Raw genomic sequence first — 20187 nt, 5'->3', positions numbered from 1 at the left:
GCATATTGATGATGGTCGTCGTCGATCGGAAATTCTCCTTAACCCGCAATCAGAAACTCGTACTTGGCACGATCGAAGCCTCGCCCATTCCTTTGAGCGCCTATGCCATTCTCAAGGTCTTGGAAGGGAGCGGCATCCGCCATCCATTGCCGGTATACCGAGCGCTCGAAAAGCTGATAGCTTTGCGTCTCGTCTATCGGCTTCACACCATTGCAGCATTCGTCGCGGCAGCGGCCTTTCCGAATCCGCTCACCGCAGAAGACCAGATCGTCTTCACGATTTGCGACGCATGCGGCCAGGTCAACGCGCTCATGGACAAGGCGCTTGGAGCGCAACTGAGCAGCGTCGCGCGCGACGCAGGCTTCGCAGTCTCCCAGCCCTATCTGGAGCTGCACGGACGCTGCTCCGACTGCAGCGAGCCAATGGACTCACCAAGCACTCCCGCTCTTCCCGACTACGCCATCTGATCCTGGCAAAGACCCATGGGCTTCGCCTCTTCGCCAGCGGCCGGGTTCACACACACTCCGGAGCTCGTTATCAGGCCGACATAAACGCCCCGAACTCAAGCGTTTCGGCTCCCGTAAACAAACTTCTAACCAAACGCCTTCACCAAAATGAAGGCGAACTATTTTATGGGTTTTGCGAGACATAGCGGTTAGCGATTGTCGGAGAAATGTATAACAAAACGCTAACGCGCTGGTAATTCATCCAAAATGCTCAAGAGCTTCATTTCTACATGGCAGAATAAGCGCCACCAACCCGAAGAAGAATCCACAAACAATTCTGATCGTGTTCGTCAAACGCAAATCGGCTCCCATCAGAGTTTCGACCAAAAGTTATCAGTCGGCATTCTCCTCGCGATCATCTGCACGACGCTTCTGGCGTTATCCATCGTTACGCCGACCTACCGCGACTTCACCCTCTCGCGTCAGAACCTCCACGACATTCGGCAATACCGACTAGTCCTTGATGCGGCGAACTACCTGGCAGCCGAGCGCGGTCCTGCCAATATCGTCATGTCCGAGGAACCGTCTCTCGACAGCGCCGGAGTGAAACGATTAGCTGAATTCCGGACGCGTAGCGACGCCGCGTTAGCCCAGCTCGAAGTGAAGTCAGTTTCTTATTTCGGACTGCACGATCACCTCGTCCCGCGGCGCATGCTGGAAGAGGTCCGCAACCAACTCGCCATCGCGCGCAGCAAAGTTGATCGGATTGCGGCGATACCGCGCGTGTCGCTGAGCCGCGAAGAAATCCAGGACGCGATTGACAGCATGTTCGAGGTCTCGGACAGATTCCGGGCCGTGATTGCTTGGAACGCCAGCGAACTGGTCCAGCACGACACGGGTCTCGAGGCGTCCGCTCTCATCGGCCAGATGCTCAGTGACCTACGCGATTACGGCGGCAGGGTTGGCTCCGAGATCGTGGCCCCGCTGGCCACCAACCAGAGAATGCCGCTGCAGAACGTGATCGAGAGCCGACAAACCCAGGGTCGACTCCTCGAACTTTGGCAACTCATCAATAGCCAAACGACCCTCTATAACGCCGCGTCGCTGGCAGCGAGCCGCGACGAAATCGACCGCGCCTTCTTTCGCGACGGCCTTGCGCTGGTCGATCAAGTCATCGCCGAGGGACGACGCAACCTGCACTATACCCTGACGGCGACGGAATTCACCAACCGCTATGTCCCGACGATGCGGCCGATCGAGACTTACCGGACCGCATTCCTCGATGGCGTCGTGGAACACTTCGTCGATGTGAAAACCAAGGCCCTCATGACCCTCGCTATGACGGTGCTTATCACCGGCGCTATTCTTGCGATCCTCGTCGGCATCATGCTTTCGGTGCGATCACATGTCTTTCGCCCGCTCATGCTGGCTCACGACAACGTCCTTGAACTTGCCGCCGATCGCTCGATCTCGCCGCCAGCGCGTGCCGCCCGAGCGCGAGAGATTCGAAGCCTCTTCGAGGCAATCGAAGTGCTCCAGGAAAGGCTCCAAGAACGCGCATTCCTCACGGAGGAATTGAAGCGTCAGGCGGAGACCGATGGACTGACCGCGCTCCTGAATCGCAGGATGCTCGACCGATTTGCCCAATTGTCCTCGCCTCAGGACCGCGCCGACAGGAGCCTGTGTCTGATCCTCTTAGACCTCGATCATTTCAAGGACGTCAATGACACCTACGGCCACGTCACTGGCGATCGCGTCCTGATCCAGACTGCAGAACTCCTGCGGTCTCATCTGCGTGCAAGTGACATCGTCGCGCGCTTCGGCGGTGAAGAATTCGCCATTCTCGTCCCGGGCAATGATCTGTCAGGTGCCATCTCGATTGCGCGGAAAATCCGATTGGCCATCCAAACCGAGACTTTCACCACGTCCGATGGAACGCCATTCCGTGTCACGGCAAGCTTCGGGGTCGCTCGCGGTCGCCGTGATGCATGGCCGGAATTGATCGAGCATGCCGACGCCGCGCTGTACCGAGCAAAATCCGAAGGCCGCAACCGCGTTCGATTCACGCGCGACACGTTGCCATCGCCGAGCATAGTGCCTTCAACTTCAAACGTTTTGACGCTCACGGGCGCCAGACGACCGAAGACCGTCCGATAGAAGGCAGCGTGTTTCGCCGGCGCCGCGCTCAGTTCCGCTCCGGTCGCGTTAGATCAACGAGCCCAGCCTCCCGCACGTCTGCGCGTTGGGGTGCCTGATCGATGGGAACCCGCTCGGCGTCCGGTAGTCCGCCCAGTTGGTTTGCCCGTCCAACAACTGCAAGTGGTGAACGAGTACCGGATCGAGGAAGCGAAGCGGCTTCTGGCTCAGTCCAATCTGCCGGTAACCACCATCATATTCGAGGCTGGTTTCCAGACGAAATCGAATTTCAATCGCGAATTTCTTCGGGTCACGGGGATGAGCCCGAGCGATTATCGCCGCTCGAACTCGCTGCCTTCCGTTGAGGGTGAACCTATTTCGGTGGGATCACCTTCGCCAGGAATGCCGTGATCATATCCGCCACCTCACGGTGAATGGCCTTCCGATCCCGTGTCCCTCCATCCTTGCAGACGATGCCATCACCCGGTGTATCTTCTTCGATCAAGTCGGCGGCTCCTGGTTTGCAAACCTGCATGAAACTGAAATGCATTGCGTCCGGAATCTCGGCATAGCTGGAGGTCGCCTGGGGGAGATTGGCGGCAAGGTATCCAGACTCAAGCTTGGCCGGAAGGTCGCCAATATCCACGCCTGCACCGATGATCAGCGCCGGCACATGGAAGGCTGCGAGGCTTTCTGGCGTGAAGCCACGTGCAAGTCCCAGATCGAGTGAAACGATTGCGCCGATTCTTGCATCACTCAGATCACCATCCAGCGGGTTGTCATGACCCTGTGCAATACCAAGTTCGGCGGAGAGACCACACGTGCGCGGGTTTGGATGAATCTTGCAGTCCTGTGCGAACCGGTCTGTGCTGAAGCGCGCGCCGCCAAGAGCAGTAACCGTCCACCCTCCGAGAGAATGGCCAATGACCGCGATGCGAGCCGGTTCGATCGCACCGGCCAAAGAAGGATTTTCTGTCAGAGCGTCGATCACCCGGCTGAGGTCATGGGGGCGGTTCCAAAGCTTGGCCGCCTGTGCCGGAGATTTGTCAAATGTCGTCGTTCCGGGGTGGTCTGGCGCTGCGACAACATATCCTTGGTGGACGAGTTCCCACGCAAGCCAACTAAGGTTTCGCCAGCTGCCACCATACCCGTGGGATAGAACGACAAGCGGGTGTGCATCATCGACCGGCTTGGCATCCATGATAGCGGTCACGCCATAAAAGACACGGTTTTCGCCGACCGAGGCGACTGGTCCAACATCGTCGGTCGGATACCAAATACTGACGTGCAGTGGTCGATCGCCGCCCACATCCGGTAGCTCAGTCTCTTTGAAACCGATGGCATCGGCAGCTTGTGCGGCAGAAATGGAAAGGGCGGCAAGCAGCAATGCGGATAGAACAGATTTTAGCATGAAGATCTCCGACAGGATTGAATATACGCAACAACTTCGCCGTCCCTGACAATCAGGCAGCCGACCGCAGGGTAAGGACGATATGTGTCCCTGCATTTGCGATGCCCGCTTCAGCGCATTCGCTCATCCAGCGGCGTCACTCCGTCCTCTGGCCGGACAAGGAGCTTCGAACCGGCTTGTTCATGGGATCCGTCAGAGCTGCGTCGGATTCGGTGCGTCCCGATAGACCGCGACCGGATCGAAGATTTTCGCCGCCTCCTCAAAGGAGAGGGGGATTGGAGCGTCGCCGAAAGGACCAACCGGGATGGAGCGATAAAAGCAGGATCGATAGCCGACGTGGCAACTCGCGCTGCCCTCGACTTGGACCCTCAGCCAAATTGCGTCCTGATCATCGTCGACGCGGATCTGCACGACCTTCTGAATCAACCCACTTGTCGCACCCTTGTGCCACAGGCATTGCCGGCTCCGGCTCCAATAATGGGCTTCTCCCGTCTCGATCGTCCGCAGCAAAGCTTCGGCGTTCATCATGCCCATCATCAGGACCTCGCCCGACGAGGCGTCCGTCGTCACCACAGGGATCAAACCGTCTGCGTTGAACCTGGGCGCAAGAAATCCACCTTCTTCGACGGCTTCGACGGAGAGCCGCGGCCCGAATTGAACAGGACGGCCGGCGTTGGGGAGGCTGGTCATCCGAACGTCTCCCGCGAACCGGAGATCGTGGACAGGAAGTCTCGCTTGAGCTCCGCATCCGTTTCGAATGCGCCGATCAACCGGCGCGTCACCATGGTCACGCCGGGTTTGCGAATGCCACGCGTCGTCATGCACATATGCGCCGCTTCGATCACCACCGCGACACCCTTTGGCTTCAGCACCTCGTTGATGGTGTCGGCGATCTGTGCCGTCAGCGTTTCCTGAATCTGGAGCCGCTTGGCATAAACCTCGACCAGCCGGGCAAGCTTACTGATTCCGACGACGCGATCCGAGGGGACATAGGCGACATGCGCCTTGCCAATGATCGGGACGATGTGATGCTCGCAATGCGATTCAAGTCGAACGTCGCGCAGCACGACCATGTCACCGTAGTCCTGCGTCTCCTCGAACGTGCGGCCGAGCAAGTCGACTGGATCGATACGATAACCCTCGAAAAACTCCTCATAAGCCCGCACAACTCGATCCGGGGTTCCCACGAGACCTTCCCGATCCGGATCGTCGCCTGCCCATTCAATCAACGTTCGCACCGCTAACTCAGCGGCCTCGCGCGTCGGGCGCTTACGAGGGACAACAGGCGATGCCAAACCTGCATCGGGCTCACTCAACATAACGTCACTCATGATTTCTCCAGTGCATATTGCGAAACATCATGCAACGTTATAACGTATCATTCAAGAGACTATGTCGTCTCGACAAGAGCTTGATGGAGACATCCATGGCACAGCGCATGGCGGCGCATCACCGTAGACCCGTTTCTCACACCGTCGTTTCCGCGGCGCTGAATGCAGTCGCCACGACCTGCCGAGAACGCGGGCTCCAGTTCACGATTATACGTCGCCAAGTCATGGAGACACTGATCAAGGCAGGCCAGCCGCTCGGCGCGTATGAGCTGATGGGCGCTCTGCAAGACTCGCTCGGCCGTCGACTCGCGCCGCCGACGGTCTACCGGGCGCTCGAGTTTCTCCAAGAGCAGCACTTCGTATCCCGTATCGAGAGCCGGAACGCTTTCGTACCGTGCGCACATCCCGATCATCCGCATGCCTGCGTGTTCTTCATCTGCGACAATTGCGGCGCCTCAGAAGAGGTCGAGGATCGAACGATCGAGCGCGCAGTCGCCCGCGACGCCGCCTCCCTTGGATTTCGAGTCGCCCGCCGCGTCGTCGAGCTGCAGGGCACCTGCGCAACCTGTCTCGCGACAGGCACTCCTACCGCTTCCCATCACCCCTGACGAAACCGCCCGAAGGCGCAGCCGGTCTCAAGCTGCATCCGGAGCGGGCCCCAGACCAATTCAAAAGGAGAGTCCATCAGATGCAGTCCGCTTCGCCTCAAACGCCCGTCACCGTGCTCACCGGCTATCTCGGCGCCGGAAAGACCACGCTCCTCAACCGCATCCTCACTGAGAAGCACGGCAAGAAATACGCCGTCATCGTCAACGAGTTCGGCGAGGTCGGTATCGACAATGATCTCATCGTCGATGCCGACGAAGAAATCTTCGAAATGAACAACGGCTGCATCTGCTGCACCGTGCGCGGCGATCTCATTCGCATCATCGACGGGCTCATGCGCCGTCGCGATCGCTTCGATGCCATTCTGGTCGAGACAACAGGTCTCGCCGACCCGGCTCCCGTCGCCCAGACCTTCTTCGTCGACGAAGATGTCCGCTCGAAGACCAAGCTCGACTCGATCGTGACCGTCGTCGACGCCAAGCACCTGCTCGGCGAAATCGACGAGGCACACGAAGCGCAAGAGCAACTCGCTTTTGCCGACACGATCCTGATCAACAAGACTGATCTCGTTTCTGCCGACGAACTCAAGCAGGTCGAAGATCGTATTCGGCGCATCAATCCGACGGCGACGCTCCATCACACACAGCGCTGCAATATCGATCTCGACCAGGTGCTTGGCCGTGGCGCATTCGACCTCGATCGTGTTCTGGAAGTCGAACCGGACTTTCTCGACGAGTTCCACGAGCATGAACATGACGACCATGTTTCAAGCTTCGCGCTTGTCGCCAAGGAGCCCCTCGATCCCAACAAATTCCTGCCTTGGCTTGGCACGATTATCCAGCACCTCGGCATCGATATCCTGCGCATGAAGGGCATCATCTCGTTCAAGGACGACGACGACCGGTTCGTGGTCCAGGCAGTCCATATGCTCCTCGACGGCGATCATCAGCGCCCGTGGAAGCCCGACGAGGAACGCATCACGCGCCTCGTCTTCATCGGCCGTAACCTCCCGAAAGACGTCATCGAAACGGGCTTCAACGCATGCCGGGCATAAGATCGACGCCCCGTCGAGGTGCCCCGCTGCATAGACGGCGGGGCCACCGCAGGCTTCAAGCGCTTATTGGTGAGCCGAATTGTTGTGGGACCGAGACCCGCCTCTGGTGAGGCCCTCGCAACACTCCGGCAAGCCAAGGAACCATTATGTCCCTCATCCTTACCAACAGCCTCGGAGGCCAAAAAGAGCCTTTTGTTCCGCAAGATCCAACGCACGTCCGCATCTACGTGTGCGGGCCGACCGTCTACAACTATGCCCACATCGGCAATGCTCGGCCGGCGGTGATCTTCGACGTTCTCGCCCGACTGCTACGCGACCGCTTTCCGGCGGTCACCTATGCCCGCAACTTCACCGACGTCGACGACAAGATAAACGATGCCGCACGCGCTTCTGGGGAGCCGATCGGTGCCATCACCAAGCGCTATATCGAGGCGTACCACGCCGACATGGCCGCGCTCGGTGTTCTGCCGCCATCGGTCGAGCCCCGTGTCACCGAACACATCCCGGAGATCATCGACCTGATCGGTCGTTTGATAGCCGAGGGCCACGCCTACGAAGCGGAAGGCCATGTTCTCTATCACGTCCCTTCCTTCCCGGACTACGGTGCGCTGTCCCGACGCACTCCGGATGAAATGATCGCTGGTGCTCGCATCGAGGTCGCACCCTTCAAGAAGCACCCAGCGGACTTCGTCCTTTGGAAACCCTCCACACCCGACCTGCCTGGATGGGACAGTTCTTGGGGACGTGGCCGGCCCGGTTGGCATATCGAATGCTCCGCCATGATCGAGCGCCATCTCGGACCGCGGATAGACATCCATGGCGGCGGGCAGGACCTGATCTTCCCGCACCACGAAAACGAAATCGCGCAAGGGACCCGCGCGACCTATTGGCTGCACAACGGCTTCGTCACCGTCGACGGGCGGAAAATGTCGAAGTCGCTCGGCAATGTGTTTCTCGTGCGGGATCTCCTGAGCCAGGCGCCTGGCGAGGCGATCCGCTATGCCCTTCTCAGTGCGCACTATCGCCAGCCACTCGACTGGAGCGCTCGGGCTCTCCAGCAAGCCAGGCGCAGCCTTGACCGTCTGTACACGACTCTCGGGGATCTCGGTAATCTCGCACACGAGGGCGCTGATCCTCGACCATATCTCGAGACCTTCCGCGCCAAGCTCGATAACGATCTCAACACGCCGGCGGCCATCGCCGAACTCTTCCGACTCGCGCGCATGGCGCAATGCGAGCGATCGCTGCGCATCCGTGCATCCTTGCACGCGGCCATGCTCGCCGCAGGCGCAATGCTCGGCCTGATCCAGCAAACGCCCGCCGAATGGTTCGAGCGCAACAACAGCCACAATGTCGATGAGGCCGAAGTCGAGCGACTGATCGCCGAACGCAACGCCGCTCGCGCAAAGCGCGATTTCGTCACCGCAGACCAGCTCCGTGAACAGCTCCGCGAACTCGGTGTCGTGATCGAGGATCGATCCGACCGCGCGATCTGGAGGAAGGCGCCAGCATGACCATGGCACGACGTCCTAGGCGCCGCGCCTTTACGCGCCCTTCCGTTCTGAGAGGTCTTGGAGGATCAAATTGAAGACTCGCAACACCAGAAGCTCGCACTGGCGAGCTCTGAGCGCGCTGGCGCTCGCACTCATTGCATCGATCCTAAGCGTCCGCGCTGCCGACGCCCACGTGCTTGGCGGCGCCTTTGGCGGCTTCGGGAGTGGCTTTCAGCATCCCATCCTCGGCTTCGACCATTTTCTCGCCATGGCGTCCGTCGGCATCTGGGGCGCTCAACTCGGCGGCCGATCGGTCTGGACGCTGCCGGTAACATTCCCTCTGATCATGTGCATCGGCGGTGTGATCGGCATGTCGGGTGCATTCCAACTCCCCTATGTCGAAGCCGTCATCGCGCTATCCGTCGTGACGCTCGGCATCGCCATCGCCGTTCACTGGCGACCGCCAGAAGCGCTCTCGATCAGCGTCGTCGCGGTCTTTGCGATTTTCCACGGCTACGCACATGGCCTTGAGCTACCGCAGGCGGCCGACCCCGCCGCCTACGCCGTCGGCTTCGTCGTTGCCACCGGCTTGATCCACGTCTTCGGCATTCTGCTAGGCCTTGCCGTCGAACGGCTCTATCGCGGCGCCGCCACACGCGGTGTCGGCGGCGCCATCACTGCGTGCGGCCTCTATTTCCTCTTCGCGTCAGGTGGCCCTTGATCAAGCGGCTATCTCCCACGCAAGTCAGAACGCTAGCGCTTTTCGCGGTCCTCCCAACGCTCGTCGCGGCATCGCAGCTCATCCCGCACGAGTTCTTCTTCCCCGAGATGGGGGCGCTCTTCACGCTCTCGGTCTACGACGTCGCGCTTGCGATGATCGGACTCGGTCTGAATGCTGCGCAGATATCTGACACGCGCTTCTCGCTGCCGCTGATCGCGCTCTTTCTTTGCGCGCTTTTGCCGACAGTCCAGTTCACGGAGCCATTGCTGCGGTTCTTCGAGCGCTTCGCGATGGACGGAAATCTTTACGCGCTTCCACCGTCCGCGGTTGTTTTAGCAGGCTTGGGCTTATGGACGCCCGACCGCAGGCGTCGAGCAGCGTGCCTGATCGTCGCGCCACTCCTCGGTCTGACACTCGGGCTGTTCATCGGCCTGGAAGATCTCGCCATTCCGTCCTTCATCGGCGGCGCCATTGCCTCTGCGCTTTGGTGTTTAGTTGCGCCCAGTCTGCTCGCGCGCCACTTCGTCCCTGCGCGCCCCTTGCGTATCGCGACCCGGATTCTCGGCAGTTGGCTCGTTGTGATCGGGCTCATTGTGTTCCTCACCGCGCTGCTCCCCGCCCGCGAGCAGGCGCCCGCCGATGGAACCATCCTGCCATTCAGCGACGAGGGTTCGGTCCCGCAAGAATGAACAATCATCCGCGAAAGGAGCGCCCCGTGTTCAGTCACATCATGGTCGGTACACGCGATCTCGAATCGCTTACGCGCTTTTATGACGCCGTGCTCGCACCAATTGGCCTTGAGCGGGGTCATCAGGAAGACGACGGTGGCCCGGTCGGTCACACCTGGCGGCGCCCGGGCACGGCGTGGCCGCATTTCATCGTCCAGTACCCGTTCAATGAGCGACCGGCCACGTGGGGAAATGGCGTCCAGGTCAGCTTCGCCGCTCCGTCTCAAGATGCCGTCGACAGGGCCTGGAAAGCTGCAATCGACAATGGCGGCAACGACGAAGGGGCGCCCGGGCCGCGTCCCCACTACGGGTCCGATTATTACGGTGCCTATTGCCGTGATCCCGAGGGCAACAAGCTCTGCTTCGTTCATACGGCAGAGTTGGCGAGGATTTCGCTCTGATGACGCGCGACGAAGCGCTTGGCCGCTCCATTGCCGCGAATAATCGGCTCGTTCGGAAAGATGCGGCAATCGGCCTCAGAGCGGAACATGTCTCAATTACAACACCAGATGGGCGGCGAATCGTCGATGCCGTCGATCTCTCCGTTGAACCGGGCGAGCGGCTAGCCATTGTCGGGCCAAATGGCGCCGGCAAGACCTCGCTCTTGCGTCTGTTCTTTGGCCGGCTGAAGCCGGATGCAGGAAGAATCCTGCTCGGCGATCGCGACCTCGCCAGGATTTCCCTCACTGAGCGTGCGCGGATGTTCGCCGTCGTCGGCCAGAACGATCTGCCTGACCTGCGCATGACGCTCGCCGACTATGTGGATCTCGGTCGCATTCCGCACCGCGGACGTGTGAGCGCTGCGGCCGATCGAGAAATCGTCGAGCGCGCTCTCGATCTTCTCGGTCTTGGTGCTGCGGCCGGCCGTCGATTGCAGATGCTATCGGGCGGGGAGCGGCAACGCGCCGCGATTGCTCGAGCACTCGCTCAAGAGCCGTCAATCCTGATCCTCGATGAGCCAACCAATCATCTCGATCCGCGCGCGCGAGCCGACATGCTTGAGACTGCGCGCCACCTCCGCATCACAGTTGTCGCCGTGCTGCACGACCTAACCTCGGTGAGCCCCTTCGCCGACCGCGTCGCGGTCATGCAAGGCGGGCGGCTCGTTGCCCATGACGCGCCCGCCGCCGCGCTCGACCCGAAGATCGTGCGCAACGTCTTCGCCATGGACTGCTTCCCCTTCACCAATCCCGAGACCGGCCGGTCACTGCTGGTCTTCGACACACCGGCACTAGGCGGCTCCAACGTCGCCCGCGCTCTGGTGCCATAACAAACGGAGAAAATGACCAATGCTACACCGCCTGTCCCTTGCCCTTGCCGCGAGCCTTGTCTCGCTCCCTGCATTCGCCTTTCCTGTCACGGTCGAGAATTGCGGCCGCACCCTCATGTTCGAGAATGCGCCGAAGCGCGCCGTCGTTCACGACCTCAACATGAGCGAGATGGCCTTCGCCCTTCATCTCCAGCCGAACATGGCGGGCGTGACCGGAGTGACCGGCTGGTACAAGACTACCGACAGCTTCAAAGCCGCGCTCGGCGCCATCCCTGAGCTCGCCCCCAAATATCCGACGATGGAGAATCTGCTCGCAGCCGACGCCGATTTCTTCTTCGCCGGCTGGTATTACGGCATGAAGCCGGGCGGCGAGGTGACGCCGGACACGCTAAAGGAAAAAGGCATTGAGACCTATGTCCTGACCGAAAGCTGCGCCCAGGTCGACAAGACTCGCCCGCGCGCCTCGATGGATCTGCTCTATACTGACCAGCTCAATCTCGGCACGATCTTCGGCAAGCAGGTCGAAGCCCGTGCGCTGGTCGATTCGTGGAAGGCGCGGCTGGCCAAGGTCAGTGAAGCCGTGCGCGCCGAAAAGCCAGTCACAGTCTTTCTCTATGACTCTGGTGAGGACAAGCCGTTTACGGCAGGCAAGTTCGCCATGCCGACGGCGCTGATCGAGGCGGCGGGCGGCCAGAACATCCTCGGCGAGCTCGACATCAGCTGGGGTACGACCTCCTGGGAAGACGTGGCCGTGAAGAACCCGCAGTTCCTCATCCTGCTCGATTACCAGGATGGTGCCGGCCACCGAAAGCTGCTCGATTTCCTCAAGAGCCATCCGGTGATGAAGGAGACCGACGCCGTGCGCAACGAGCGCTTCCTGCCGCTGCGCTATGAGCAGATCACACCGGGTCCGGCCAACATCGACGCGATCGAGAAGCTGGCAGCCGCACTTCATCCCAGCGCATTCAAGCCGGAATGAGGGCGCGGCGCCTTGTCTCGGCCTGGTCGGTGGGGGCGGCGATCATCGCCGCCCTTGTCGTCGCGGGTATCGCTTATGGGTCTACGCCGCTCGCCTTCGGCGATGTGGCCCGCGCGCTCGCCCAGAGCCTGTTGCCAGGTCTCGACACAGGAGTTTCGCCGGCCGTCATGCGAATCGTGATCGATCTCAGGCTGCCACGCGTGCTTCTGGCGATCTGCGTCGGCTCGGGGCTCGCCGTGGTCGGCGCGCTTCTGCAGACCACGACGCGGAACGACCTCGCCGATCCCTTCCTGTTCGGCCTTTCGTCCGGCGCGGCGGCGGGTGCGGTTTCGGTCATCACATTCTTTGGCGACCGGCTTGGTGTCTGGACCCTGCCGACGGCGGCCTTCATCGGGGCGCTGCTTTCGGCCGGAGCTGTCCTGGCGCTCATCAGTGCGCAAAGAGACAAGGGACCGGAACGGCTGGTGATCGCCGGCCTCGCCGTTTCGTTCCTATTCGGCGCAATCACGACTTATCTTGTCTTCGCGGGCGATCAGCGCGCCGCGCATTCAGTGCTCTTCTGGTCGGTCGGCGGCCTCGGGCTTGCGAGTTGGAGCAACCTGCCGCTCGGGCTTGCAGGCGCCGCGGTAGCCGTAGGCACGGGGATTGTCCTGCGGCATCGCCTCGATGCTCTGCTCAGCGGGGAAGATACGGCACTGTCCCTCGGCATCGATGTCCCTCGGCTGCGCTTCACCGTCTTCGCACTCTCTGCGCTGGCAACGGCGGCGCTTGTGTCGCTATCCGGGGTCATCGGCTTCGTCGGGCTAATGGTGCCGCATCTCGCTCGTGCAATGGTTGGGGTACGACATGGCGCCTTGATCGTCACCGCCACGATCATAGGCGCCATCATGTTGCTGGCCGGTGATCTCGCAAGTCGCGTGGTGCTCGCGCCACAGGAATTGCCGGTCGGCATCATCACCGCTGCTGCCGGCGCTCTCTTCGTGCTCGGCGTGGTGCTTAAGCGGTGACCCCGGCGGCCTTCGCCGCCATCCCCCGTCTCCGGTCGGGCGCCTTGCTCAGAACCGCTGCCGATCCATTCCGACCACCCCGAAGCGTGAAAGCCCTCACTTGATTGGATTCTTGGGCACGGCGACGTAAGCGTCGTGGATCACGTCGCCAGTGTTCCGACAGAGGGGCAAACGCGTCTGGGCGCGTGCCCCCCTTTCACACAGTCAGCCGACGATCTTTCCGGGAAGGTCGTTCGCGAGCATTGTCCGCTGCGGCTGGTAATGGATGACCGAGCGGATGGCCTCACCGCTATGGAGCAAGTCGAACGCGGTGTTGATGTTGTCGTGCGTCATGTTGTGGGTGATGTACGGATCGACGCTGAAGTCGCCGCGCAGCCACTCGTCAACCATGCCCGGCAATTGGCTGCGGCCACGGACGCCGCCAAAGGCTGTGCCGCGCCAAACGCGGCCGGTCACCAATTGGAAGGGACGCGTCGCAATCTCCTCACCCGCACCCGCGACGCCGATGACCGTGCACTCGCCCCAGCCCTTGTGGCAGCTTTCGAGCGCCGAGCGCATAAGCTTGACGTTGCCGACGGCTTCGAAGGAATAATCCACGCCACCATTGGTCATCTCCACGACAACCTCGTGGATCGGTCGGGCATGATCCTTCGGGTTCACGCACTCGGTTGCACCGAGAGCCTTCGCAAGCAGAAACTTGTTTGGATTAGTGTCGATGCCGATAATGCGGCCGGCGCCGGCCAGAACCGACCCCTGAATGACCGCCATACCGATCGCGCCAAGGCCGAATACCGCGACTGTCGCACCCGCTTCCACCTTGGCGGTGTTGCGCACGGCGCCGATCCCGGTGGGCACGGCGCAACCCATGACGCAGGCTTTCGTCAAGGGCGCCTCCGGTGCGATCTTGGCCACGGAGATCTCCGGGAGAACGATGTATTCGCTGAAGGTGCTGGTGCCCATGTAATGCAGGATCTGCTTCCCCTTGAAGGAGAAGCGCGACGTCCCGTCCGGCATCACGCCGCGCCCCTGCGTCTCGCGGATCGACTGGCAGAGATTGGTCTTCCCGCTTTTGATGTAGGGGCAGTTCGGATCTTCCGGGATGTAAAGCGGAATGACGTGATCGCCTGGTTTGACCGAGGTCACGCCACGCCCGACCTCCTCGACAACGCCGCAACCCTCATGGCCAAGGATCACCGGGAAGAGGCCTTCCGGATCGCGCCCCGACAGCGTGAAAACGTCGGTGTGGCACAGGCTCGTCGTGACGATCCGAACCAGCACCTCGCCGTCCTTGGGACCCTCGAGATCCACCTCTTCGATTTCAAGGGGCCGATTAGGTTCCCAGGCGATGGCTGCGCGCGTCTTCATAGCGAGTCCTCCGTCAAGCGTTCTTGTGTTGTTCAGCCAGCGGCGATGCCGTCGCTGAAGGATCGCTGACACCATACTCGGTGCACCCGACGAGGAAATTTGTCTTATCGGACGATTTCGGACAAACATCACCCTGATTCAGACACGGCCAAACCGACACAACATCGGGAGCCGCTACAGGAACTTCCCGATATGACCCATGCCATCGACGTTGTTATCTATCCCGGCTTCAAATCGATGGAGGCTGTCGGGCCAGTAAATGTCTTCACCTATGCGAACCGACATCTGGAGCGCCGTGGCGACCCCCGGCGTTATGACATCCGGATTACGGCGCCCGATCCCGGGATGATCCCATCCGACACGTTGCTGTCGTTGGAAGCGACGGCCAAGCTCGCCGCTGATGATGTCGCCGACACAGTGATGATCACAGGTGCGCCGGACATCGAGCGTGCCCTTGATGAGACGCCCATGATCGTCGATTGGTGCCGCGCCAATTCGGGGAAGATTCCGCGATTGGCCGCGCTCTGTTCCGGTAGCTTTTTTCTTGCCGCGTCCGGCGCACTGGACGGAAGACGAGCAACGACGCATTGGAGCGTCGCCACGCTTCTTCAGCAACGCTTTCCCCGCGTGCAGGTCGCCGCGGATGCCATCTTCATCCAGGATGGCAATCTCTGGACGTCGGCCGGCGTGTCAGCAGCGATCGATCTTGCCCTTGCCTTCGTCGAGCATGATTTCGGACGCGACCTTGCGCTGGAAGTCGCGCGCGATTTGGTAATCTTCCTGAAGCGTCCTGGCGGACAGTCGCAATTCAGCACGACCTTGACCAGCCAAATGACCACATCACCGAGCGTGCGGGAACTTCAGAGCTGGGTTCTCGCCAATCTCGGGAACCCGATCAAAGTCGATGATCTGGCGCGACGCGCTGGAATGAGCGTGCGGAATTTCGCGCGGCTGTTTCAGAAGGAAACGCACACGACTCCAGCTGAATTCATCGAAATCGCGCGATGCGAGAGGGCGATGGGATTGCTGCTGGACACCAATCTTCCGATGAAAACAATCGCTTTTCGCTGCGGTTTTCCGTCCGACGAACAGATGCGAAAGGTTTTCCAGAGACGGTTCTCGCTCACGCCCCGCGAATACCGTGAGCGCTTCAAAACAACCGATTCAGAAATGCATGCGTTAACCTTTGCTCGATGACATTGTCGCAACAAGCAGCGCGCTGAATCTGACGATCGCGGATCTGGACGCGGTTCTGTTACCCGCCCGGTGAGCGCCGGAGCGACCCTCCGCGACGCAATAGGCCCTGACGATGCCGACAGCCGCTCCGCCGCAATCTTCGATCCGTTCGGCCACATCTGGGGCCTGATCGAGCGCAAGACCTCCTCCGCCCTGCGGGCTGCCTGATTGCCGAGCCGCTCGCTGCTCGCGCGGTAATCCAAGCGGCATTCGCCGACATCCCCTCTGAGAAGGAATCGCCTTTCAGAAAAAGCTGAACGAACACAGAGTATTGACTGTGAAATGTTATAGCGTAACATTTCAGGGGCTTGGCTATTTATCGTGCGCGCACCAGGGGGAAGAGTCGCCAGTGGCAGCAAAAGCTTACAACGCAGCGACAGGCTCGAGCGCATCTCATTTGTCGACCGTGGTCGGAGCTGCGTCTCGACATTACCTCGCTACGACCTTCTGCGGCTCAACTGATCTTAGGTATTTGCGCGACGCCAGAGCCGCCTCATCTACGACAAGCTATCCGCAAGTGCGCTTGAAGCGCATCTCGACCGCCGTTTTTTTACGAGTGAATTCAGTTGCTTATGCTTCATTTGGAGCCGATCGTGCATCAGGTGAACTTGTAATCGACTGGGCACGGCTCCACAATGAGCGACGGCACTCGCCAAACAGGAGGACGCGGACTCCGGCTTGCACAGCCGGAACTGACGCTGACTCCGCGTGGCGAAGGCTCCGACCCTCGTCTGGTCGAGTTGGTGCGCCTCCTGGCGCGTCGCGCCGCGCGGGAGTGCTACGAAGAACAGGTCAAGGATCGCAGGAAGAAGCGCTCCTGATCTCGCAGGAGGCAGCATCTTGAAGGTCGCGATCTACGCCCGCTACTCCTCGGACAATCAGCGCGACGCATCGATCGCAGATCAGCTGCGGATCTGCCGCCTTCACGCTGAGAAGCAGGGTTGGCACGTCGTCGAGGAATATACCGATCACGCCATCTCCGGCGCATCCCTTCTCCGTCCTGGCATCCAGGCGTTGATCTCCGACGCGACGCGGGGTCGTTTTCGCCTGGTGCTCGCGGAAGCGATGGATCGCCTTTCTCGCGACCAGGAAGACATCGCGGGCCTCTACAAGCGAATGGCCTACTCCGACGTGAAAATCGTCACGTTGTCGGAGGGCGAGGTCACACACCTTCATGTCGGCCTGAAGGGGACGATGAACGCCCTCTTCCTCAAGGATCTCGCTGACAAAACACGACGTGGACAGCGCGGCCGCGTCGAAGCTGGCAAGTCTGGCGGTGGAAACGCCTACGGCTACGACGTCGTGAAGAAATTCGATGGCAACGGCGAACCCGTCCGCGGCGATCGCACGATCAACGAGATCGAGGCCGATGTGATCCGACGCATCTTCCGCGACTATGTCGCGGGCAAGTCAGCCAAGCGGATTGCGTTCGAACTGAACAAGGAAGGTATCCCGGCTCCAGGCGGCGGCGAATGGGGCTTCAGCACCATCAACGGCAACGTCAAGCGGGGCAACGGCATCCTCAACAACGAGATGTATGTCGGCCGCCTCGTCTGGAACCGTCAGCGCTTCATCAAAGATCCCGATACGGGCAAGCGCCAGGCGCGGCCGAACCCCGAGTCGGAATGGATTATCCAGGAGGTGCCTGAACTACGCCTCCTCGATGACGACCTCTGGAATGCTGCCAAGGCCCGGCAGGCCGCCGTCAAGACAACGCGTAAGGACGACGGTCAGGAAACGGAGAACCAGTTCCGCGAACGCCGGCGGCCGAAATACCTGTTCTCGGGCCTCACGAAGTGCGCCTGCTGCGGCGGCGGCTATTCTATGATCTCCGCCGACCTCGTCGGCTGCTCGACCGCACGCAACAAGGGCACGTGCGACAATCGGAGGAATATCCGACGCGACCGCCTCGAGGCGCGTGTTTTGAACGCCCTACGCCAGAACCTGATGGAGCCGGCGCTCTTTAAGGAATTCTGTGATGAGTTCACCCGCGAAATGAACCGCCTCCGCATGGAAGGCCGAGCAACGATTGATGCTGCCCAAGCTGAGATGACGCGTATCGAGCGTGAGCTTGAGAAGATCATGGATCTCTATCTCAAGGACGCGATGCCGATCGACATGGTGAAGGAACGCAGCACCAAGCTCGAAGCCCGGAAGGCCGATCTGACGCGCTTCCTCGAAAGCGCCGAGGAGCCGCCGCCTCTCCTGCATCCAAACATGGCGCATCACTACCGCATCCAGGTCGAAGAGCTTTACGTAGCGCTCCAAGAGGACTCAGAAGCCAAGCGAATGACCGCCGCCGATATCATTCGCTCGCTGGTCAAGGAAATCATCCTCACGCCGGAGGGCGATGAGCTCCAGATCGATGTCCGCGGCGATCTGGCCGGAATCCTTGCCGTATCCCTCAAAAGCAAAACCCCCGCCACGAGGACGGGGGGGTCGCAAGTTGAGATGGTTGCGGGGACCGGCTTTGATCAGAACTTGCGGAATTCGCAAGTTGAGATGGTTGCGGGAGGGCGCAACCATCAGAGCTTGCGAACGCAAAAAAGCCGCCCGATTGGGGCGGCTGATCTGCGCGAATTGGCTTCGCAATTTGAGATGGTTGCGGGGGCAGGATTTGAACCTGCGGCCTTCAGGTTATGAGCCTGACGAGCTACCGGGCTGCTCCACCCCGCGTTATGTTCAAAGCACAAGGGCCGCTTGGTTGCGGCCCTTTTGATTTCGGCTTGGGCCGCGTTTTGTGAGGAGAAGATGTTTTGTTTTTGCTTGCGATTTGCAGACCTGGCAGCGACCTACTCTCCCGCGTCTTAAGACGAAGTACCATCGGCGCTGGGGCGTTTCACGGCCGTGTTCGGAATGGGAACGGGTGCAGCCACCCCGCCAGAACCACCAGGTCGGCAAAGCGCAAGCGTTGCTCCTTGCGGAGCAAACTTTAATCGAGAAGCTGGTGAAGTTTTCACTTCTTTTGTTTTGAACACGTCTTGCGTCTTATCCGGATATTTCCAGCAGCCGGCAGAGCCGAGCCGCCGGACGTCCGGCGCGCCGTCCGCAGCGCTACGCGCGTGAGGACAAAGAATTGCGATGCTCATCTATGATGAGCATGAGCAATGGGAACGATCAAGCCGATCGAACGATTAGTACCGGTAAGCTTCATGCGTTGCCGCACTTCCACACCCGGCCTATCAACGTGGTCGTCTTCCACGGTTCTCAAGGGAATACTCGTTTTCAGGTGGGTTTCCCGCTTAGATGCCTTCAGCGGTTATCCCTTCCATATATAGCTACCCTGCTATGCCCTTGGCAGGACAACAGGTCCACCAGAGATATGTCCATCCCGGTCCTCTCGTACTAGGGACAGATCCTGTCAATATTCCTACACCCACGGCAGATAGGGACCGAACTGTCTCACGACGTTCTGAACCCAGCTCACGTACCGCTTTAATTGGCGAACAGCCAAACCCTTGGGACCTGCTCCAGCCCCAGGATGCGATGAGCCGACATCGAGGTGCCAAACAACCCCGTCGATATGGACTCTTGGGGGTCATCAGCCTGTTATCCCCGGCGTACCTTTTATCCGTTGAGCGATGGCCCTTCCACGCGGGACCACCGGATCACTATGACCGACTTTCGTCTCTGCTCGACTTGTCAGTCTCGCAGTCAGGCGGGCTTATGCCATTGCACTCGACGAGCGATTTCCGACCGCTCTGAGCCCACCATCGCGCGCCTCCGTTACTCTTTCGGAGGCGACCGCCCCAGTCAAACTACCCACCATACACTGTCCCGGATCCGGATGACGGACCGCGGTTAGACATCCATGACGATAAGGGTGGTATTTCAAGGATGGCTCCACGAGAACTGGCGTCCCCGCTTCAAAGCCTACCACCTATCCTACACATGCCGACACGAATGCCAGTGTAAAGCTATAGTAAAGGTGCACGGGGTCTTTCCGTCTGACCGCAGGAACCCCGCATCTTCACGGGGAATTCAATTTCACTGAGTCTATGTTGGAGACAGCGGGGAAGTCGTTACGCCATTCGTGCAGGTCGGAACTTACCCGACAAGGAATTTCGCTACCTTAGGACCGTTATAGTTACGGCCGCCGTTTACTGGGGCTTCGATTCAGAGCTTGCACCCCTCCTCTTAACCTTCCAGCACCGGGCAGGCGTCAGACCCTATACGTCGTCTTGCGACTTCGCAGAGCCCTGTGTTTTTGATAAACAGTCGCTACCCCCTGGTCTGTGCCACCCCATCATACTTGCGTACAAAAGGGTCACGCTTCTTCCGAAGTTACGCGTGCAATTTGCCGAGTTCCTTCAACATAGTTCTCTCAAGCGCCTTGGTATACTCTACCTGACCACCTGTGTCGGTTTCGGGTACGGTCTATACGGTGGAGCTATTTCCCGGGAC

The 20187-nt window shown here is 60.2% G+C and carries 19 protein-coding genes, 1 tRNA gene, 2 rRNA genes and 1 pseudogene (1 of these 23 only partly in view); 15 read left to right on the top strand and 8 right to left on the bottom strand.

The window, feature by feature from the left end; all coding sequences use genetic code 11:
• Positions 1-8 precede the first annotated feature (8 nt).
• The 3 genes from PZN02_RS09880 (at position 9) to PZN02_RS09870 (ending at position 2993) form a co-directional block, all read left to right on the top strand.
• Positions 9-467 carry a Fur family transcriptional regulator gene (locus PZN02_RS09880; protein ID WP_280657831.1) on the top strand — a complete coding sequence of 153 codons (459 nt, stop codon included), beginning with the start codon at positions 9-11 and terminating at the stop codon, positions 465-467.
• Between the two features lie 246 nt (positions 468-713).
• Positions 714-2603, top strand: coding sequence for a GGDEF domain-containing protein (locus PZN02_RS09875; RefSeq protein WP_280657830.1), 1890 nt, complete (start codon positions 714-716; stop codon positions 2601-2603).
• A gap of 90 nt (positions 2604-2693) precedes the next feature.
• Complete coding sequence (locus PZN02_RS09870) at positions 2694-2993, top strand: helix-turn-helix domain-containing protein (protein ID WP_425336232.1); 300 nt, start codon at positions 2694-2696, stop codon at positions 2991-2993.
• Here PZN02_RS09870 and PZN02_RS09865 read toward each other — a convergent pair.
• The 3 genes from PZN02_RS09865 to folE all read right to left on the bottom strand — a co-directional run bounded on the left by PZN02_RS09865 (position 2956) and on the right by folE (position 5324).
• Positions 2956-3993, bottom strand: a complete 1038-nt coding sequence (locus PZN02_RS09865; protein WP_280657829.1) for an alpha/beta hydrolase family protein — start codon at positions 3991-3993, stop codon at positions 2956-2958. The two genes, PZN02_RS09870 and PZN02_RS09865, sit on opposite strands and share 38 nt — an antisense overlap.
• A 192-nt stretch (positions 3994-4185) precedes the next feature.
• Complete coding sequence (hisI, locus tag PZN02_RS09860; RefSeq protein WP_280657828.1) at positions 4186-4683, bottom strand: phosphoribosyl-AMP cyclohydrolase; 498 nt, start codon at positions 4681-4683, stop codon at positions 4186-4188.
• A complete protein-coding gene (gene folE, locus PZN02_RS09855) occupies positions 4680-5324 on the bottom strand; it encodes a GTP cyclohydrolase I FolE (RefSeq protein ID WP_280657827.1) in 645 nt (214 codons plus the stop codon). Before folE ends, hisI begins: the two co-directional genes overlap by 4 nt.
• Before the next feature lie 95 nt (positions 5325-5419).
• Between folE and PZN02_RS09850 the strand changes: the two genes are divergently transcribed.
• The 9 genes from PZN02_RS09850 (at position 5420) to PZN02_RS09810 (ending at position 13182) form a co-directional block, all read left to right on the top strand.
• Positions 5420-5932, top strand: a complete 513-nt coding sequence (locus tag PZN02_RS09850; protein ID WP_280657826.1) for a Fur family transcriptional regulator — start codon at positions 5420-5422, stop codon at positions 5930-5932.
• Positions 5933-6012: 80 nt separating this feature from the next.
• Positions 6013-6984 carry a CobW family GTP-binding protein gene (locus PZN02_RS09845; RefSeq protein ID WP_280657825.1) on the top strand — a complete coding sequence of 324 codons (972 nt, stop codon included), beginning with the start codon at positions 6013-6015 and terminating at the stop codon, positions 6982-6984.
• A gap of 146 nt (positions 6985-7130) precedes the next feature.
• Complete coding sequence (gene cysS, locus PZN02_RS09840; protein WP_280657824.1) at positions 7131-8498, top strand: cysteine--tRNA ligase; 1368 nt, start codon at positions 7131-7133, stop codon at positions 8496-8498.
• Positions 8499-8568: 70 nt separating this feature from the next.
• Positions 8569-9198: a HupE/UreJ family protein gene (locus PZN02_RS09835; RefSeq protein WP_280657823.1), complete on the top strand. Its 630-nt coding sequence runs from the start codon at positions 8569-8571 to the stop codon at positions 9196-9198.
• Positions 9195-9887, top strand: a complete 693-nt coding sequence (locus PZN02_RS09830; RefSeq protein WP_280657822.1) for a hypothetical protein — start codon at positions 9195-9197, stop codon at positions 9885-9887. Before PZN02_RS09835 ends, PZN02_RS09830 begins: the two co-directional genes overlap by 4 nt.
• 26 nt (positions 9888-9913) lie before the next feature.
• Positions 9914-10327: a VOC family protein gene (locus PZN02_RS09825; protein WP_280657821.1), complete on the top strand. Its 414-nt coding sequence runs from the start codon at positions 9914-9916 to the stop codon at positions 10325-10327.
• Entirely contained in the window at positions 10327-11196 is an 870-nt protein-coding gene (locus PZN02_RS09820; RefSeq protein WP_280657820.1) for an ABC transporter ATP-binding protein, read from the top strand. The genes PZN02_RS09825 and PZN02_RS09820 overlap by 1 nt, the downstream gene beginning before the upstream one ends.
• Positions 11197-11215: 19 nt before the next feature.
• A complete protein-coding gene (locus PZN02_RS09815; RefSeq protein WP_280657819.1) occupies positions 11216-12175 on the top strand; it encodes an ABC transporter substrate-binding protein in 960 nt (319 codons plus the stop codon).
• Positions 12172-13182, top strand: a complete 1011-nt coding sequence (locus PZN02_RS09810) for a FecCD family ABC transporter permease (protein ID WP_280657818.1) — start codon at positions 12172-12174, stop codon at positions 13180-13182. The genes PZN02_RS09815 and PZN02_RS09810 overlap by 4 nt, the downstream gene beginning before the upstream one ends.
• Before the next feature lie 204 nt (positions 13183-13386).
• On the opposite strand, the gene PZN02_RS09805 is transcribed toward PZN02_RS09810, so the two are convergent.
• Positions 13387-14547 carry an S-(hydroxymethyl)glutathione dehydrogenase/class III alcohol dehydrogenase gene (locus tag PZN02_RS09805; RefSeq protein ID WP_280657817.1) on the bottom strand — a complete coding sequence of 387 codons (1161 nt, stop codon included), beginning with the start codon at positions 14545-14547 and terminating at the stop codon, positions 13387-13389.
• A gap of 192 nt (positions 14548-14739) precedes the next feature.
• Between PZN02_RS09805 and PZN02_RS09800 the strand changes: the two genes are divergently transcribed.
• From PZN02_RS09800 to PZN02_RS09790, 3 genes and pseudogenes are all read left to right on the top strand, one after another.
• Positions 14740-15744: a GlxA family transcriptional regulator gene (locus PZN02_RS09800; RefSeq protein ID WP_280657816.1), complete on the top strand. Its 1005-nt coding sequence runs from the start codon at positions 14740-14742 to the stop codon at positions 15742-15744.
• A 674-nt stretch (positions 15745-16418) separates the two neighbouring features.
• Complete coding sequence (locus PZN02_RS09795; RefSeq protein ID WP_280657815.1) at positions 16419-16604, top strand: hypothetical protein; 186 nt, start codon at positions 16419-16421, stop codon at positions 16602-16604.
• Between the two features lie 19 nt (positions 16605-16623).
• Positions 16624-17661: pseudogene (locus PZN02_RS09790) on the top strand (recombinase family protein); the annotation flags it as partial.
• 54 nt (positions 17662-17715) lie between these two features.
• Here the strand turns inward: PZN02_RS09790 and PZN02_RS09785 are convergent.
• The 4 genes from PZN02_RS09785 to PZN02_RS09770 form a co-directional block, all read right to left on the bottom strand.
• On the bottom strand, positions 17716-18012 hold the full coding sequence (locus tag PZN02_RS09785; protein WP_280657814.1) for a hypothetical protein: 297 nt from the start codon (positions 18010-18012) through the stop codon (positions 17716-17718).
• Between the two features lie 370 nt (positions 18013-18382).
• Positions 18383-18459, bottom strand: a tRNA-Met gene (locus tag PZN02_RS09780).
• A gap of 103 nt (positions 18460-18562) precedes the next feature.
• Positions 18563-18677 (bottom strand): 5S ribosomal RNA (gene rrf / locus PZN02_RS09775).
• A gap of 219 nt (positions 18678-18896) precedes the next feature.
• Positions 18897-20187 (bottom strand): 23S ribosomal RNA (locus PZN02_RS09770); it runs 1508 nt beyond the window's last position.

The organism is Sinorhizobium garamanticum, assembly GCF_029892065.1.
In the GTDB taxonomy this organism is placed as follows: domain Bacteria; phylum Pseudomonadota; class Alphaproteobacteria; order Rhizobiales; family Rhizobiaceae; genus Sinorhizobium; species Sinorhizobium garamanticum.
Note: the sequence above shows the minus strand (reverse complement) of the source record. Positions and strands in the feature narration are given on the sequence as shown.

What these genes read in the sequence shown, in the direction of transcription:
- PZN02_RS09880 (WP_280657831.1), top strand. Translation starts at nt 9, where the DNA reads ATGATGGTCGTCGTCGATCGGAAATTCTCCTTAACCCGCAATCAGAAA.
- PZN02_RS09875 (WP_280657830.1), top strand. Translation starts at nt 714, where the DNA reads ATGCTCAAGAGCTTCATTTCTACATGGCAGAATAAGCGCCACCAACCC.
- PZN02_RS09865 (WP_280657829.1), bottom strand. Translation starts at nt 3,993, where the DNA reads ATGCTAAAATCTGTTCTATCCGCATTGCTGCTTGCCGCCCTTTCCATT.
- hisI (WP_280657828.1), bottom strand. Translation starts at nt 4,683, where the DNA reads ATGACCAGCCTCCCCAACGCCGGCCGTCCTGTTCAATTCGGGCCGCGG.
- folE (WP_280657827.1), bottom strand. Translation starts at nt 5,324, where the DNA reads ATGAGTGACGTTATGTTGAGTGAGCCCGATGCAGGTTTGGCATCGCCT.
- PZN02_RS09850 (WP_280657826.1), top strand. Translation starts at nt 5,420, where the DNA reads ATGGCACAGCGCATGGCGGCGCATCACCGTAGACCCGTTTCTCACACC.
- PZN02_RS09845 (WP_280657825.1), top strand. Translation starts at nt 6,013, where the DNA reads ATGCAGTCCGCTTCGCCTCAAACGCCCGTCACCGTGCTCACCGGCTAT.
- cysS (WP_280657824.1), top strand. Translation starts at nt 7,131, where the DNA reads ATGTCCCTCATCCTTACCAACAGCCTCGGAGGCCAAAAAGAGCCTTTT.
- PZN02_RS09820 (WP_280657820.1), top strand. Translation starts at nt 10,327, where the DNA reads ATGACGCGCGACGAAGCGCTTGGCCGCTCCATTGCCGCGAATAATCGG.
- PZN02_RS09815 (WP_280657819.1), top strand. Translation starts at nt 11,216, where the DNA reads ATGCTACACCGCCTGTCCCTTGCCCTTGCCGCGAGCCTTGTCTCGCTC.
- PZN02_RS09810 (WP_280657818.1), top strand. Translation starts at nt 12,172, where the DNA reads ATGAGGGCGCGGCGCCTTGTCTCGGCCTGGTCGGTGGGGGCGGCGATC.
- PZN02_RS09805 (WP_280657817.1), bottom strand. Translation starts at nt 14,547, where the DNA reads ATGAAGACGCGCGCAGCCATCGCCTGGGAACCTAATCGGCCCCTTGAA.
- PZN02_RS09800 (WP_280657816.1), top strand. Translation starts at nt 14,740, where the DNA reads ATGACCCATGCCATCGACGTTGTTATCTATCCCGGCTTCAAATCGATG.
- PZN02_RS09795 (WP_280657815.1), top strand. Translation starts at nt 16,419, where the DNA reads ATGAGCGACGGCACTCGCCAAACAGGAGGACGCGGACTCCGGCTTGCA.